We start from the raw sequence: 15,911 nt of genomic DNA, 5'->3' as shown, positions 1-15,911 counted from the left end.
TGCTATGGATTAGGAGCAACCAGGAGGAAACTCTCCACCCCCCAAGGCTGGGCGGTTTCACTGCTACAGGAACCAGCGGCTAAAGCAATAGTTGCTATTGAATGGGAATAGAGCATGGGGAATCTATTAAGTATTTGTCCGAACACCCCAAGCAATTGTGAGGGGTTCTAAGATTTTTTGCTGACTGCTAGAGGCGAGTTTCGTCAAATATTCCCGCACTATAGAAGCCTGTGGGATATTCAAACTATAAGTCCGATCGCCCTCTTGAAGAAATAGCGGTGCAGCCCCGATCGCCTCCCAATCAGGATTTTGCTGAGAATCCGGCGCTAACAACATTAAATCGGTGCGATCGGGCAAAAGTCCCGCCGTCCAATTTCCCGCCAAAATTCCCAAAATCCGGGACTCACAGGTGCGAGTATTCACGCCACGGCGTTCCAATAACTGCAAAATTTGCTCAAACCTCATAGCTGCTTCCCCCAGCACCTGCATTAATTCCCACAGAATAAAAAAGTTGCCGTATTGATGCCTCGAAGCATCTAAAATTTGAGGATAAACAGCTACACTCGCCAATCCGCAAGCCACGCGACTGATTTTCACATCCTCAAATTCTGGGTATTGAACTACGATCGCATTCGGGAGTTTCTGTCGCAGCCAACGGGCGATCGCCGGCCAAGCGCCCATTCCCCCAGCACAAATAGCCTGATTTATGCCCACCGGCGATATTCCGACACGGCTCAACAAAACATTCAATTCTCGGTTTAACTGCTGCACAAAAGGCACTAAAACCTGACTTTCCAAATCCTTCCGTCGCACATTCCAACGTTGTTCGCCAATATCCAAAACAAAGCTTTCTTGATGCTGCAAAATCACCTTCAAATGTCGGGCAGCTTCCAACAATTGCAGACCAAAAGTGGAACTTTGTAAGCGCTGCTGCAATTGATAACGACTGGGTAAATCTGGATGTCCAGGACGAGGTAAATCCAGCGACATTCCAAAGGTTTCATTTTTTGCTAATAACTGACAAATAATATCTTGATCGAAAGCATTGCCAGCAAAAGCAAAACTTTGGCAAGCAAAATCAGTATAACTTAAATGTTGACTATTTTCGGGCAAATCAACTAAACCCAATTCCACCGTCGTCGCCCCCGCATTTATAATCAAAGTTCCCCCACTAAAAGACGAAGCATGAAGCACTAACTGTCGGTTAGAGCCGGGATTTTCCTCAGCGATCGATTCCCCGGTTTCCGACTGCCCAAAATAGGCATTTGTCACAGGAGTTACAGCAGAAAGCAAAGTGGCGATCGCATCTTCCACCACAAAAATTTGCTCACCTTCGGCCACCAGTCCCGCACCCAAAACCGCCTCCCGCAGGTTAAACCGATAAGCATCGGACCAATGGGCGGGAGTTCCCAAAATTACGCCGCGTAAGTTTTGCAGCGCTCGATCTAGAGTTTCCTTCTCCAATCCCGAAGCTCGACAGATGAAATTAGGCATTGACAAATCATCATTCTGCCCCTGTAAGCGGGGATTTAAAGTAGTCAACAGCGCCCGCAAACCGTTGAGGGGCAAAGCGATAGAAATAGCCTGCTCCTGGGAAAGCTGCAACAGAGGCTCATAGACAACTCCTGTTTCCCGCAGATAGGGAATGCCCACCTTCAAAGGTAGTTTGAAATTTTGCAGCAACAACTCCCCAACCAGCAAAGTCTGTGGTCGATCGCCCACCGAATTGACCCTTATTTGCTGTCCTAGACCCTCGGTGGCTGTTTTTGCCAAAACTGCCACCGAGGGAATGCGACAAGTGGTAACAGGCTCATAAGCATCATTAGAGGATGTTTCTGAGGGTTGTTTCTCCCAGTAAATCGGGTACAACTGATGTTTTTGCCGATCGACCAAAGCCGCCGAAAGCCCGCAGGTGCCGAAGTCAATGCTCAAATACCAGTGAGAATTGGGGCGCGGGGGCGCTGGAGTGGGAGATTCGGGGAATGAAGGAGCGATGGAGCTTGCAACCGAATTGGGAACTGATGCTGCTTTGTTACTCTCGATCGAAATTAGGTTTTTTTTTTGACTTTTTGGGGAATTCGACCGCATTCTGGTAGTTTCTGCGGCAGTTTCTGGGGAAGGATTGGCAGAATTAATCGGATTTTCCTGTGTTGGGGTCAAACTAGCCAAAATATCGTCTAGACTGACATTCGCTGCTTCCTCTTGAGTCAATAAATCAGAATCCAGATCGTCTTCTAAAGTAAAAATTTCATCCTCCGATGATTCTTGCAAGATATCTGGGAACAAATCTTCTAGGGTGCCGAGTTCTGCCTCTGCCATTTCTGGAAAAGGGTTTGCTGTGTTAGCCTCAGCATCGGCAAAGAAACCGGATTTGACTGTTGTGGAGTCTGGGGATGGTCTGGGGTTAGTATTTTCTAATCCTTCGAGACTGTAAAGGTCTGACTCTAATTGTTCCAGAATATCGCTGTCCAAGTTCAGGGAGCGATCGACATCTTCCTCCTGAGAGGACTCTATCGGTAGCAAATTTTCGTCCGGTGAAGCTTGGATATAAAAATCTTCAGGGGCGAGATTACTGGGTTCTAAATTAGTTGGCGCGCTTTGGGATGTGGAACTACTTTCTCCCCTGCTTCTCAAAGCCCCTGGTAGCTCAGATGTCGATCGGGTTTGAGTCCCAACCTCAGTAGCTGATAGTTCACTTTGGCTAGATGCAGTTGCTGGATTTGCTCCTTGATTCCCCAGTCGTTGTGGCTCGACTTTGGGTATGGTTGGTTCTGGAGACAGGGGTGGTGTTGTCACTTGCTGTCTCCCTAAATCTGGAGTCTCTAAAGTTAGCTCCTCGGAATTTTCACCTACTAAAAATCCTGCCTCTGATTCATCTTCATGTAATAGATTTTGAAACAACTCGTTCGTCGCATTTAGCGCTTCATCATTTCCTGAAAAGCTGGAATTGGACTCAGATGAATCCTCAGCTTCTAGTTCTCCAAACAAATCTAATCCCTGACTATCTAGTGATGATTCACTGGCAACTACTGGCTGCTCTGATGCCGAGTAATCATCAAATTCTAGTTCTCCAAACAAATCTAATCCTTGACTATCTAGTGATGATTCACTGGCAACTACTGGCTGATTTGATGCAGATGAATCCTCAGCTTCTAGTTCTCCAAACAAATCTAATCCTTGACTATCTAGTGATGATTCACTGGCAACTACTGGCTGATTTGATGCAGATGAATCCTCAGCTTCTAGTTCTCCAAACAAATCTAATCCCTGACTATCTAGTGGTGATTCACTGGCAACTACTGGCTGATTTGATGCAGATGAATCCTCAGCTTCTAGTTCTCCAAACAAATCTAATCCCTGACTATCTAGTGGTGATTCACTGACAACTACTGGCTGATGAGAGGCAGATGAATCCTCAAATTCCAGTTCTCCAAACAAATCTAATCCCTGACTATCTAGTGGTGATTCACTGGCAACTACTGGCTGATTTTCAGAGGGGATTAATTTACTTTCGGTAGCAGTTGCGGTATTTTCTATAACGAAGTTTTCCAGGTCTAGTTCTGCAACTTCTGCTTCCAGAAATAAATTAGCATAAACATCCTCAACCTCTTCATCAGTTTTTGCCGATGGTGTTTCGGATTCAGCCCCTGGAAAGGGAGTTGTTGGTGGATCGACTTGCGGCCCGGAACCGAACAAGTTTTCTTCCAAATCCGGGAGCGAAATGGCTACGGAAGTACGATCGCGTTTCAACTGTCCGAATTGGGAAGAAATTTCTGTTCCCGCATAGGGTAGTCTTTCTTGTTCTTCGAGTTGGTTGCTACTATTCCCATGGGCGATCGCCATTTCTGCTCTGGGAGTCTCGGTAGCTAACTCGGTTTGAGAGGTGTTTGGTAGTATCTCGCTGGTGAAGGTGGCATTTCCGAGGGTGGACAAATCGATGGGCTGCTGTAGGTAGGATGATGCTTCTCGGCCCAACTCCTGGGCCAAATGGCTCACCAAAGCGGTAAACATCATCTCGCTCTGTTGACCCAAACCGTGCATTTTTTCGAGTCCTTGGGACAAAGAGGCTTGATAGCTTTCCAAATTTCCTTGCAAAGCCTCGAATACAATGTGCATTGTGGAATCGAGTCTCATCAGGAGGCGATCGGCTTCAGTCTCGAATTCTTGCAGTTGTTCCAACCTGGGGGCCGATGTCGGCACCGATGATTCTCCTGGGGCTTGTGGATGCACATCTAGGGAGTCGGAGGTAGTTGCTTGGGGGTTGGGGGATAAATTACCGAGTCTGGTTTCTTGCAAGCGGCTGGTGACTGCTTGCAAAAATTCCGAAATGATTTGCTGTTGATGGGCTTGTTGCTGAGCTAAGGATTGTTGCTGCTGACGTCTGACTTCCAGCTCCTTGATTTCTTGAACCAGAGCCTGCTGTTGTTGACGGAGAGCTTCTATGTCTTCTTGTAGTGGACCAGTCAGCTTTTCTCGCAAATGGCTGATTTCTCCGGTTACTGCTTGCAAGATTTGCTCTGTGGCTGAGTGTTGATTTGTCGCCAGTGGTACTTTGGGTACTGGAACTGGTTGCGGGCGCATCTGGGGGCTGTTGGCTGGTTTGTCTGGCACCATTAGCTTTGAGTCTGGGGAAACCAGATAGGTGCGAACTCGCTCTAAAAGTTGACGCTGGTGCACGAGATCGATCGAACCCGTCCAAGGTAATCGGGGTACGGGTTTGCTGAGTACCTCATCAATCTCAGCAATTAGTGCTTGAATTTTGTACTTCTGAGAATTCAAGGGCGGAACCTCTAAGAATGCGGCTTGCGAAAAACTTTACCAAAAAAAGGCTGAAGTCATGGGATAGTCATGTTCAAATACATAGATTAATCTGGATGCAATCCCCCTGTTTCGGGTGTAGTATTTTTGGGCCCGACCATCTGTAGGGTTCTTTGTACTTCTTGCCAACTACTATCTATGTTTTGCCTTGCGATCGGTAAGAATTGATGATAGCTTTTTATCTTTATCTATGGCTAGACATTAATGGTACAATGTTTTGGGGGTTCTCCGATAAGTTGCTAAGACAACTCGCCAGTCTCGCAAGATCGATCGCCAACCTTGAGGCTACTATTCCCCCGAATGTTCCATTGCTGCTGACCTGGGAGAGTTGCTCGCCAGTAGAAAATCCTATTTTGTTACTGGCATGACATATTAGCGGACTGTACCAATAGACTGTTGGGGTCTCCTGACAACAAAGCTCTCAGCAGTGTTAAACTATCTCTCGCTAGCTGTTTGACAAAGGTAGTCACATCCTCTGACTCGGAGACTAGGCTGCTACAATTATGTAGCTAAACTTCGGTTACAGGTCTTGGCCTCAAAAATTGTGGTATATTTTTTAGCTTCTAGCTCCCAATCAGAGATTGAGGCTATTGATTCCATTTTTTGACCGGAGACCGCAAAACTTTAGAGGTAAAACTCCTAATTTTAGACTCTTGTTTCTGGTTTCTTAAATCCAATGACTCGGCTGCAAGCTATTTTTAACTGCCCAGCAAAGCTCAAGCGCATAAATTAAAATGATGGCCTCATGGAAGACCGCTTTAACACCCGAGATCCGCAGTCGAATATCAATCAATTGATACTATCCACTCCTTTCTTTTTAGGCTTACCCGATCCTGTAATTGAGAGAGCAACTGTCCACATTGTTACCCGCAGCCATCCTTCAAATCAAGTGATTTTGTTGGAAAATGACTGGGGTACATCTGTGTATTTTATATTGGATGGTTGGGTGAAAATTCGCACCTACAACCTAGACGGAAAAGAAGTAACGCTCAATATTTTAGGCAAAGGAGAGCTATTCGGTGAAATGGCGGCGATCGAAGAAACACCGCGATCGACAGATGTCATTACCCTAGCTCCGACACTGATCGGTAATATGCCATCCCAGGATTTTGTGCAACTAATTCACACCGAGCCGCTAGCAGGGATTCGGCTGGCTCAACTGATGGCTCGCAGGCTGCGACAAGTTAATCGTCGTCTCCGCTTGCGAGAGTCCGACAGTACCTCACGAGTAGCAGATATTCTATTATTTTTGGCAGAAGGACAAGGGAAAATCATGTCCACAGGAGGTACAGAAATTCCCAACCTCCCACACAGAGAATTGAGCAGTCTCAGCGGTCTAGCGAGGGAAACAGTAACGCGGGTGCTCAGCAAACTGGAAAAAAAAGGAACTATTCAGCGCGAACGCGACATTTTGTGTATTCCAGACTTGCACGCCCTAGAACGGCTGTTAGTCTAGAAGTGAGAGAGATTGTGAACTAAAGTCAAAGGCATTTTCTCCCTTGTGGCTGTTTATTAATTACCATCGGAGGTTAATCAATGAGTTTTCAGAAAATCTTTGCGGCCTTAGATGACTCTGAATTGAGCCACCGCGTGTTCAGCGAAACTTTAGAATTAGCTAAGGCTAATCAAGCTGCTGTGATGCTATTTCATTGCGTCACCGTCAACTCCTTGGGCGAGTCTGCCGTACCAATTCCGGTAGATTTGGGCATGAATGTACAATTAATGGATCAGGCTTATCAAACTCAACGTTTGTTGCTGGAAAAAGAAGTCAAACAAGGGGAGAGTTTGCTGAAAAATTACTGCGACGCAGCAGCAAATCAAGGAGTCAAGGTGGAATTTGACTCCCAAATAGATGGCGATACAGGCCATTGTATCTGTGAATATTCCCAAAATTGGGGCGCAGATTTAATCATCTTGGGGCGGCGTGGGCGCACGGGGATCGCAGAAGCTTTCCTCGGTAGCGTCAGCAATTATGTCGTTCACCACGCATCTTGCTCGGTTTTTGTGATTCAAGAACCCAAGGTCTAAAAATAATCGTGGTGATTGTTTGGCTGAGAAATTTAATCTCACATCACACTGACGACCAGAAACCAGAAGTTTGGGATAAATATTAAATTGGGCTAGGATTTATCGACTCAAAAAAACTGGTTTCTAGTCTGGTGAAAGCTAAAATTTAAAATATAAAATCTAAAATCGGATGAGTGATTTTTTCTCAGCAGATTCTGCATCAAATGTGAGCAGTTCGCCTAATACAAATAACGACCCGCAGCACCCAGCTATTTCAGCTTTGTCCGCCGATCGCACCAATCCAGACCCAACCTCAAACAGAAACTCAGCACCTTTGAGGCTAGTGGAAACGGCATTTTTAGCAAGTACCGCTAGCTTGATTTGGCTAGTAAATTACTATTTTCCACTGGGACCTTTGCTGCGAGTCTTCTTTCCAGTCCCCATTGCCCTAGTCTACCTGCGCTGGGGTCAGCGGGCGGCTTGGATGGCGGCTTTAGTTTCGGGTTTGTTACTATCGGTACTGATGGGTCCGACCCGCAGCATTTTATATGTCATACCTTTTGGGATCATGGGAGTTGCCCTTGGAGGACTGTGGAGGCGCAAAACCAGTTGGTCTGTTTCCATTAGTGTGGGCGCGCTAATTGGGACTTTTGGCTTCTTTTTTCGGTTTTGGCTGCTGTCAGCCTTGGTGGGCCAAGACCTCTGGGTTTACGTCACCGCCCAAGTAGCAGAGATGGTGGAATGGGTGTTTGTGAAACTAGGTTGGCTGAGCGTGCCGAGTTTGAACACGATTCAGGCGATCGCGGCCGGGATGATTTTAGTTAATAATATTATCTATTTATTCGTAGTACATTTAGTAGCTTTGCTGTTGTTAGATCGTTTAGGAAATTCCATCCCCCGACCACCACGCTGGGTACAAGTTTTGATTGATTACGAAGAATAGTTATTGAAGACCCAATAACTAATAACTAATGATGATTAATATTTATACAGAAATTCAACAGGGCAACAGGTGGGTGGAATCCTACCGGGGGAAAAAACCCCTATTTGCCTGCATTTTAGGATTTACTGATACTGGCTTAATTCCCGGTATTTCCGCAGCAGGTGCAACCCCCCACGATCGCCAATTTACCTGCTTAGCAGATGCAGAATTTTTGTATAACGGCCCCCAAATTCAGCCCCAATATCCCTTGCCACCCCTAGAAGCAGGCGCCTCACCGGTACTGATATCTCGCGCTGTAGTCGAGGCTTTGGAAATTCCCCTTTACCTATTTAACGCTGGTTTGCCCTTGCTTCCTCCCGTACCTACCATAGATTTAGGGGGGCAAAGGGCCAAATGTCTGACATCGGGGAAGGCTTTACCACTGGAAACAGTGGAACATTTGCTGGTACAAGGATTAATGTGGGGAGCTAAATTAGCTGCTACCACCGATGATAGCTACCTCATTTTAGGGGAGTGCGTGGTTGGGGGTACGACTACGGCTTTGGCTGTATTAATGGGCTTGGGTATAGCGGCGGCGGGGAAAGTTAATAGCAGTCACCCTCAGTGCAATCATGCTCAAAAATTGGCGGCAGTCACCACAGGACTGGAAATGGTGGGCTGGACAATGGGCGGGAAAATATCTCCTCTGGAATTGGTGGCTGCGGTGGGAGATCCCATGCAGATAGCCACGGCGGCAATGGCGATCGCCGCGAGTCGGACTTGTGGTGTCATGCTGGCTGGTGGCACTCAAATGCTGGCTGTTTATGCTTTGATGGAGGCGATCGCCCGCGAATATGCTCTTGTATGGTGTCCCGAAGGAGTCGTGGTGGGGACTACTGACTGGGTGGCTCAAGACCCTACAGGGGACACGGTAGGACTGGCTAAGGATGTTGGCGGTGTACCTTTGTTGTCGGCACAGCTAAGTTTTGCAGGTTCTACTTATCCCCAACTTCAAGCTTACGATCGGGGATATGTCAAAGAAGGTGTCGGTGCTGGAGCCTGTGCGATCGCATCTAACATCATGGCAAATTGGACTCCATCTCAACTTCTAGAAGCTGTTGAAGTTTTAGCCTCGCGCTTATAAAAAAAACTAAATTCCTGGTGGAAGTGTCTATATTTGCTGAGGAATTTTTGTCAGATATTTACTATCATTTTTCAATGAAACTTGTCTATTTTTGTGAGTGTATTCTTTTTGACAGCAACTGTTCCTCCAGGGCGGCAATCCGATTGTAAGCTGCTGTGAGCTGCGCAGTTAGGCGCTGGATTTGAATATCGGTTGTTAGTTCTTTTTCGAGGTTTTGAGAATTCTTGTCAAAGTAACTGTCATCCAATAAAATGTCTTTGTGATCGAGCATCGCGTCGAGACTGCTGTAGGCGGGATAGACAGAGATCGGCTCACTGGCTTCGATGCTCGATCGCTGATTGTGTTGTTGCTGGGTCAGCTTAGTTTGGTTAGCTGACTCCAATATAGTTTGATTGAGATTTTCTATGAGTTTGTAGAGGTCATTGACTTTTTCAGTCAATAGTGAAACTTGTTGACGAAGCGCTTCCATAAATCAGTCCTGTGTATCTTAACTTATATGTTTATATCTTAGGCAAATCGTTACATAAGTGTGATTTATCACCAAATTATTTAATTTTTGAGCCAACTCTTGTGATATAAATCATGAGGGTAGATTGAGGCGATACACTAGAGCAAAATTGATAGGTATTTGTTCCTCAATTTGAAAGTTTCCTTGACCTTCATGCCTTGGGTCTCTTCCCTCAGATTCATCCGTTGTTAAATAAAAAATATGGTCTGCGATCGACCAGATCGTCAATCTATCCATGGCGTCAATTAGTGGTGTTCCCCTTAGTAAAAGTAAATTGCCCCTGGGCTACTGTAGCTGATGTTTGCGCCAAAGTGATGGCCACGGGGGCTTGGGGACGATTACGCTCTGGAAAAGAGAATTTTAAGCAGCCCAGGCTGCAACTTTGTGTGGAAAAACCGAGTACAATGGCTCTGTGTTTGAGGAAGAAATAACACAAATCGCCTCCCCATACCGGATTCGACCAAAGATTATTTCTCGGACCACAAAACACAAAACCATCGGTCAATATTTAGAAAAGCGCATTCAAAAGTGAAACGAAGGTCTTTGCTATTGGGGACAGCTACCCTAACTTTAAGTCAATTGGCGGCCGCGTGTGAGTCGAAGCCTAGTCTCAAAATTCGATCGCTCAAAAATGCGATTCCGGCCCAACTCGTCAGCAAGTTTAGCCTCGATTCAAAACCCTCTTCAGTTTTGCAGGTAACGCAGTCAACCCAATTAACAGAATTGTTCGCCCTATTGCAAGACTGGAAACGGAATCCCCAAACCAAAAATCAAGCTGACTTAGTGATGCTGGGAGATTACTGGCTGACTTTGGCAATTAGGCAAGAATTAATTAGACCGATCGATCCACAGAAATTTTCTAACTGGCCACAAATCCCCGAAAGATGGCGAACACTGGTAAGACGAAATAATCAAGGTCAGTTAGACCCTAAAGGTAAAATTTGGGCCACACCTTATCGGTGGGGAAGCACTGTAATTGCCTACCGCACTGACAAATTTAAGACTTTGGGATGGACTCCTACAGATTGGAAAGACCTCTGGCGCGAGGAATTGCGCGATCGCCTGTCTCTACCAAACAATGCCAGAGAAGTCATTGGTTTAACTTTAAAAAAGTTAGGTAAATCCTACAATACCCAGGATTTAGATAAAATTTCTAACCTGAAAACAGAACTTGCAAAATTACATCAGCAAGTTAAATTTTATAGTTCCGATGCTTACCTGCAACCTTTGATTTTAGGTGATACTTGGTTAGCCGTTGGTTCATCAGCAGACATCGTACCGCTGTTAGCAACTCAAAAAGATCTAGCCGTAGTAGTCCCTCTTGCTGGAACTGCACTTTGGACAGATTTGTGGGTAGAACCTGCGTCAGGGAATCCAGTACCCTTAGTAGCAAAATGGATTAATTTTTGTTTACAACCTTCTGTTGCGCCTCAATTATCTTTGCTGAGTAAAGTTAGTTCGCCGATTGTTGTGGGGATGAAACCGGAGAATTTGCCTGCGGAGGTTCGGACTAATCCTGTACTATTACCCGATGCCAAGATTCTCGATCGCAGCGAGTTTCTACTGCCTTTTGGGGATCGGGCGATCGCACAATATCGATCGCACTGGGAACAAATGCGACAAGTTATCAAAAGTTAAATATGAGATATCTGCTGTTTAACTATCAAGGCTAGATCCCCCCTAGCCCCCCTTAATAAGGGGGGGACTGGAAGCGCTCAAAGTCCCCCTTATTAAGGGGGATTTAGGGGGATCTGGACTCAGGTAGAAACGAGATTTATCAAGGCTTTCAGGCGATTGTTGACACGCCTTGGTGGGAATCGGGCGGCAAATTCCCGACTTCTGCTTGAGCCAACTCCCTCAGCCTTTCTTCATCCAAAACTTTAATAGGTTTTCTTTGACCATATTTTGCCGCATCACCTCTAGCAGGTATTCCTGAGCTTCATTTTGACTTAAGGTTTTGACTTGTTCTCGCAACACTTGCAGTTTGAACTGCTGTTCCATGCTCAGACTTATAGGCATATCCATAAATCGCTCCTCCACTTTGCTACATGAGATAAATCGAAATCAGATATATCGAAATCACGTTTCGCTGGATTTCTTTTGTTCCTACATTGTAAACTATCATAACATTCACTTGACAATCTGTCCAAGGTGCACATTTTGCTACTAATTTGTGCCACAAAAGTACATCTAAGTGGGGGGAGCTTTATCATAAAAAAACGTACAAACCGGGAAGCCTCAGCCAAAGGAGCTATTTATGATGGATGCAATGGAGTTTTTTCACAGCAGTGCAGGGAAGTGGCGATCGCAGCGCAGCACTCACCACCTCCCTTTCCGCCAAACGGAGATTGGGGATTCCAATATTGAGGTGACGGCCCTTGGTGCCGATGACACGCGAGTAGCCGAGATTTGTCAGATGCACGAAATTGACCCCTGTCGGGCTGCCGGAGGTGCTTTTGTGACTTGGCATGGCTCCATGGCCTGGGATAAGGATGATGAGAATCATAAAGGCTCTACGGTGTTCGCGATCGTCCCCGATCCTGAAAATCCGCGCCAAGGTTTGATGTTACGGGAACGTGGCTATGCGGAAATTGTGCCGGTGGCTGGTCGTTTTGAGATGGATGATGAGGATGGGCTGATGCTGATTACCGAATACGAGACGATGAGTTCGATCGAGCGTTTCTGGTTCGCAGGTCCCAATGTGCGGATGCGGACAAGTACGGTAAAGCGCTTTGGCGGTTTCAGCACTTCCACTTTTTGTACAGAAGTTCGCGTCGAACCCGATGCCGAGGCCGCGAAGCCAGCAGCAGAGGAACCCGTAGTCACCAACAAGTTTTACTCAGCCTTGGGCTGGTAATGTGGCATTCCACCGTCAAAAAATGTTACAGATTGTTGCAAAAATTCAGGAAAATCAGATCTAGACCGCGAGAATCCCCTAATCTGTATGTTGGCTAGTTGTAGCATTACGCTGGCCGATCGCAGTGTCAGCTATTTCTGAAATTTGAGATAACGGAGATTATAACGTGGCGCTTCCTTTGTTAAACTACGCTCCTAAGAGCCAAAACCAGCGCGTAGCTGGTTATGAAGTCGGAGGCGACGAGCAGCCCAGAATTTTCACAACCGAAAATTTGCTCTCGTCCGGGGACATGGAAAATTTGATTTGGGCTGGATATCGCCAGATTTACAGCGAACACCAAATCCTTAAGAGCAACCGCCAAAAGTCTTTGGAGTCGCAACTCAAGTTCGGCCAAATTACGGTGCGGGATTTTATTCGCGGTTTGGCAACTTCGTTCCCTTTCTTGGAACGGAATTATCAAACTAACAGCAACTACCGCTTTGTCGAAATGTGCGTTCAGCGCATTTTGGGCCGGGATGTTTACAGCGAGCGCGAAAAGATTGCTTGGTCGATCGTGGTAGCGAATAAAGGGCCTCAAGGCTTTATTGACGACTTGCTCAATAGCGATGAGTACCTGAATAAGTTCGGCTACGATACAGTGCCTTATCAACAGCGCCGCATCTTGCCTCAGCGAGTTGCAGGGGAGACACCCTTTAACTTGAAGACTCCTCGCTACGGTGAGTACCACCGCTCGCAGCTTGGCTTCCCACAAATCATTTGGCAGAGCTCTGTACGCCGTTTTGTGCCTCAAGAGAAGCAGCTCAGAGCTGGAGATCCGGCAAATTACCTGGGTATGGCTCGCAATATGCCAACGCCTGCTACTCCTCCACAACGTGTTCCTCTGGCTAATATCAATATCGAGACGATGGTGCCTCGCCGGGGTCGGTAATTGATAGTCTCAGGTCTACTTCATTGTGTCAGGCGATCGACTGTTTTTATCAGTTATTAGTCTGGGAGAATTTTGAGTTTTGAGTTTTGAGGTTTGAGTTTTTTACTAAACTCGGAATCCGAAACTCAGAACTCATTTTTGAAGGGAATTCTCTATCATAAATTTATGGCATTTTGTGATAATTTTTTAAGTCGCCATCTAGTGACCAAATGAAAACTTCACTCATTTTAAAAAAATTACAGGACTTATGAAATTCCTGAATGATGCTGAGATCCCCGAAGCTTGTTCCTTCTAATTTAAGAGGTGCTTTGTTTTTACCAGCCAGATCCGGAAATTGGTCAATCCATAGCAATATCTCTTCGGTGTTCGGGAATGTAGTAGGTTTCCAGGGAGCTTCGCCTGTGAATGCAGCTTTAACTTGTTCAACAAAACGTATGGCCGTTTTCCTTCGCATTGTGCCGTCCCCGTTTTGGGCGATGTGGTTCCCTGTTTCGAGTATCGTTGCCATCGGTAACAGAAAAGTACAGCCAGCTTGAGAATAAGTCTTAAAATCTTCGAGAACTGATGCTCTATGCTGATTATAGTTGGGAACGTTGAGTATTTCGAGGAATATGCTGGTATCTATCAGGCAGATACTACTCATTGCCGTACTCCTGTAACCGAGACAGCCATGCCATAGCTTGCTGTTTTCTGTCTTCAGCGGTGTGTGGCGATTTGACGAATCGATCGACTATCCCAGCAGTTACCAGTTGACCGAGCGGCCCCTGAGATATCAGACTAGGAAAATCGTACATCTCCCCAAGCCGTACCAGGCGGCTATCTCCTGCCTCTGGATTGCGGTAACAAAACACTACATCACCCAGGGCAGCATCGGGTAAGGCATCCATTAAGGCTGGGTTGTGGGTAGAAAGCAGCACTCGTAATTTACGCCTCTCGGCAATATCTCGGATGCTGGCGAGTAAATGCTTGGCGCGGTTGGGATGAACGCCGTTGTCGATTTCCTCGATGACGACTAAACTGCCAACGGGTGCTGATAGCATAGCAGCGGCGATCGCCAAAACTCGCAAAGTACCATCAGATAACAATGCGGCATCACAATAGGTGCGGGTATTGCCAAAGGTTTCTGCTAGTCGCACCATGACTTCATCCCGTGGGCCGAAAAGGAAATCTAGCCCATCTATAGCCTGTTCTGGTAAACTCTGGATAAAGTTGAGAATTGCCTGTTGATTTTCGGCTTGGTTCTCCCACAATCGATACAAAACGCTGGAAAGATTTGTGCCATCTTCTTGTAATCGCTTATCAGATTTGAAACTGTACTCGCGCATTCTGGGGGGGACGGGATCTAAAAATAGGATATTTTGTAAAACTCGTTGATATTCGCGGACGGTTTGAGGAATGCTTTTTTGGGATTTGGGGTACTTTGGATCGAAATGGGCAGAAGTGTCTAATTGCACGAATATAGCCATTTGATCGCTGCACGTTATTCGTGGCTTGTTCTTCCCTCTTGTAAAGTTGTTATAGGCCACACCAACATCAGTCCCTACTCCTTGAGAAGGCCGATCTAAGTCATATAGCGGGACTTGACTTGTTGAGTTAATGATTCGCTCATTACTAATGTGCAGTTCTCCGTCACGCACATTTAGGGTGATGTCAAGTTGGTTCCATTCTGTTGAGTCCAAACGGCAACCGATGGTAAAATTTGACTCTCCCCGATGGCACAAGTCATTTACTCGACCGCGTACAACACGCTCTGCACTATTCACGGCATATTGAATGCTGGAGAGTTTTTGCCCTTGTGCTAGCCACGACAGAAAGCGCAAACCTTCAAGGGCGTTACTTTTGCCTGCGGCATTGGCTCCGATTAGTACGGTTAGCGATCCAAGGGGTAATCGGCTTGTACTGTAACTTTTGAAGTTGGCGAGGGTAAATTCGGTTAGCATGGCTTCATGTTAGTCCTCTCTCTTCTTCTCTGTGTCCTCTGTGCCCTCTGCGGTTAAATCCTTCAAAAACAACCGTAAAAAACATCAACCAAACAACCGCTGCTGTGCATTCGCCACATCCTTCCCCGCATAAATCTCGCGAGTTCCCTTCGGAATATAAATCCAACCAAACTCTTGCAAACGATTAGTCAAATTGGAAATACTCACTCCCAACTCATCCCTCATTTTGTATAAATGCGACCATTTAGTTAAATCCCGTCCCTGTCTTTTATCCTCCAAAATACCTCGTGGCATCAACAAACAACTGGCAAAATATTGTGCTTGCCATTCGATCGATGCAATTTTGGTATCAGCACTCGCACCCCGACATACAAACGGTTCCTCCACATCCTGCGCCCTGTTTCCCCCGTTGTCCAAATTTAACTCCAACGGTTCCACATCACCGTCTGCTGCGTCTTGATTGATGTGCAGCACCCAGTGTCCAATTTCGTGGGCGATGGTAGATTCGATGAATCCAGACGGCTTTGCCAAAATCTGTTCGTTGATTTCAATTAACCGTTGCTGCGGCAAAATTCTCGCAGCGATCGCACCCTCTTCATCAGGTTCAATCCAGTCCCAAACTACTCCTAAATCCAGGAAATCAGCCACCATTGTCGCCTCAAAAGGCCATCTCGGAGCAAAATTTCGGGTTTTTTGCATTTGCATCAGAATGTCATTTGCCAAACCCTCGATCGATTCTTTGGGGTAGAAGCAATACGGCTTAAAGATACTCACTTTGAGAGCCCTC

General features: G+C 46.2%; 14 protein-coding genes. 8 read left to right on the top strand and 6 right to left on the bottom strand.

Annotation, left to right across the window (positions count from 1 at the left end):
- Positions 1-126: 126 nt before the first annotated feature.
- On the bottom strand, positions 127-4,779 hold the full coding sequence (locus AAFP14_RS17345; protein ID WP_341733485.1) for a hypothetical protein: 4,653 nt from the start codon (positions 4,777-4,779) through the stop codon (positions 127-129).
- Between the two features lie 784 nt (positions 4,780-5,563).
- Between AAFP14_RS17345 and AAFP14_RS17340 the strand changes: the two genes are divergently transcribed.
- The 4 genes from AAFP14_RS17340 (at position 5,564) to cobT (ending at position 8,891) form a co-directional block, all read left to right on the top strand.
- Positions 5,564-6,274 carry a Crp/Fnr family transcriptional regulator gene (locus AAFP14_RS17340; RefSeq protein ID WP_341733484.1) on the top strand — a complete coding sequence of 237 codons (711 nt, stop codon included), beginning with the start codon at positions 5,564-5,566 and terminating at the stop codon, positions 6,272-6,274.
- An 80-nt stretch (positions 6,275-6,354) separates the two neighbouring features.
- The gene (locus AAFP14_RS17335; RefSeq protein ID WP_341733483.1) at positions 6,355-6,846 is read left to right on the top strand and encodes a universal stress protein; all 492 of its coding nucleotides are present in this window, start codon (positions 6,355-6,357) and stop codon (positions 6,844-6,846) included.
- 169 nt (positions 6,847-7,015) lie between these two features.
- Complete coding sequence (locus AAFP14_RS17330) at positions 7,016-7,768, top strand: DUF2232 domain-containing protein (protein WP_341733482.1); 753 nt, start codon at positions 7,016-7,018, stop codon at positions 7,766-7,768.
- 31 nt (positions 7,769-7,799) lie between these two features.
- A complete protein-coding gene (gene cobT, locus AAFP14_RS17325) occupies positions 7,800-8,891 on the top strand; it encodes a nicotinate mononucleotide-dependent phosphoribosyltransferase CobT (RefSeq protein WP_341733503.1) in 1,092 nt (363 codons plus the stop codon).
- A gap of 85 nt (positions 8,892-8,976) precedes the next feature.
- Here cobT and AAFP14_RS17320 read toward each other — a convergent pair whose 3' ends face one another.
- On the bottom strand, positions 8,977-9,360 hold the full coding sequence (locus AAFP14_RS17320) for a hypothetical protein (protein WP_341733481.1): 384 nt from the start codon (positions 9,358-9,360) through the stop codon (positions 8,977-8,979).
- 451 nt (positions 9,361-9,811) lie between these two features.
- On the opposite strand from AAFP14_RS17320, the gene AAFP14_RS17315 reads away from it, so the two are divergent.
- Both AAFP14_RS17315 and AAFP14_RS17310 read left to right on the top strand, forming a co-directional pair.
- Positions 9,812-9,931, top strand: coding sequence for a hypothetical protein (locus AAFP14_RS17315; protein WP_341733480.1), 120 nt, complete (start codon positions 9,812-9,814; stop codon positions 9,929-9,931).
- Positions 9,928-11,037, top strand: coding sequence for an extracellular solute-binding protein (locus tag AAFP14_RS17310; protein ID WP_341733479.1), 1,110 nt, complete (start codon positions 9,928-9,930; stop codon positions 11,035-11,037). Before AAFP14_RS17315 ends, AAFP14_RS17310 begins: the two co-directional genes overlap by 4 nt.
- A 219-nt stretch (positions 11,038-11,256) precedes the next feature.
- Here AAFP14_RS17310 and AAFP14_RS17305 read toward each other — a convergent pair whose 3' ends face one another.
- A complete protein-coding gene (locus AAFP14_RS17305) occupies positions 11,257-11,424 on the bottom strand; it encodes an NblA/ycf18 family protein (RefSeq protein WP_340525620.1) in 168 nt (55 codons plus the stop codon).
- A gap of 235 nt (positions 11,425-11,659) precedes the next feature.
- Between AAFP14_RS17305 and AAFP14_RS17300 the strand changes: the two genes are divergently transcribed.
- Both AAFP14_RS17300 and AAFP14_RS17295 read left to right on the top strand, forming a co-directional pair.
- Positions 11,660-12,256, top strand: a complete 597-nt coding sequence (locus tag AAFP14_RS17300) for a phycobiliprotein lyase (protein WP_341733502.1) — start codon at positions 11,660-11,662, stop codon at positions 12,254-12,256.
- A 166-nt stretch (positions 12,257-12,422) separates the two neighbouring features.
- The gene (locus AAFP14_RS17295; RefSeq protein WP_341733478.1) at positions 12,423-13,184 is read left to right on the top strand and encodes a phycobilisome rod-core linker polypeptide; all 762 of its coding nucleotides are present in this window, start codon (positions 12,423-12,425) and stop codon (positions 13,182-13,184) included.
- 163 nt (positions 13,185-13,347) lie between these two features.
- Here the strand turns inward: AAFP14_RS17295 and AAFP14_RS17290 are convergent, their stop codons facing one another.
- From AAFP14_RS17290 to AAFP14_RS17280, 3 genes are all read right to left on the bottom strand, one after another.
- Complete coding sequence (locus AAFP14_RS17290) at positions 13,348-13,827, bottom strand: hypothetical protein (RefSeq protein ID WP_341733477.1); 480 nt, start codon at positions 13,825-13,827, stop codon at positions 13,348-13,350.
- A complete protein-coding gene (locus AAFP14_RS17285) occupies positions 13,820-15,124 on the bottom strand; it encodes an AAA family ATPase (RefSeq protein ID WP_341733476.1) in 1,305 nt (434 codons plus the stop codon). Before AAFP14_RS17285 ends, AAFP14_RS17290 begins: the two co-directional genes overlap by 8 nt.
- Positions 15,125-15,208: 84 nt before the next feature.
- Positions 15,209-15,898, bottom strand: coding sequence for an ImmA/IrrE family metallo-endopeptidase (locus tag AAFP14_RS17280; protein ID WP_341733475.1), 690 nt, complete (start codon positions 15,896-15,898; stop codon positions 15,209-15,211).
- Between the last annotated feature and the right edge of the window lie 13 nt (positions 15,899-15,911).

The sequence above is a fragment of the Microcoleus sp. EPA2 genome, assembly GCA_020882975.1.
In the GTDB taxonomy this organism is placed as follows: Bacteria; Cyanobacteriota; Cyanobacteriia; order Cyanobacteriales; family Microcoleaceae; genus Microcoleus.
This window is presented reverse-complemented; position numbering and strand designations above follow the sequence as displayed.

Excerpts from the sequence above, each read along its gene's own strand:
- AAFP14_RS17305 (WP_340525620.1), bottom strand. The coding sequence starts at position 11,424 with ATGGATATGCCTATAAGTCTGAGCATGGAACAGCAGTTCAAACTGCAA.
- AAFP14_RS17320 (WP_341733481.1), bottom strand. The coding sequence starts at position 9,360 with ATGGAAGCGCTTCGTCAACAAGTTTCACTATTGACTGAAAAAGTCAAT.
- AAFP14_RS17285 (WP_341733476.1), bottom strand. The coding sequence starts at position 15,124 with ATGCTAACCGAATTTACCCTCGCCAACTTCAAAAGTTACAGTACAAGC.
- AAFP14_RS17335 (WP_341733483.1), top strand. The coding sequence starts at position 6,355 with ATGAGTTTTCAGAAAATCTTTGCGGCCTTAGATGACTCTGAATTGAGC.
- cobT (WP_341733503.1), top strand. The coding sequence starts at position 7,800 with ATGATTAATATTTATACAGAAATTCAACAGGGCAACAGGTGGGTGGAA.
- AAFP14_RS17300 (WP_341733502.1), top strand. The coding sequence starts at position 11,660 with ATGGATGCAATGGAGTTTTTTCACAGCAGTGCAGGGAAGTGGCGATCG.
- AAFP14_RS17330 (WP_341733482.1), top strand. The coding sequence starts at position 7,016 with ATGAGTGATTTTTTCTCAGCAGATTCTGCATCAAATGTGAGCAGTTCG.
- AAFP14_RS17290 (WP_341733477.1), bottom strand. The coding sequence starts at position 13,827 with ATGAGTAGTATCTGCCTGATAGATACCAGCATATTCCTCGAAATACTC.
- AAFP14_RS17340 (WP_341733484.1), top strand. The coding sequence starts at position 5,564 with ATGGAAGACCGCTTTAACACCCGAGATCCGCAGTCGAATATCAATCAA.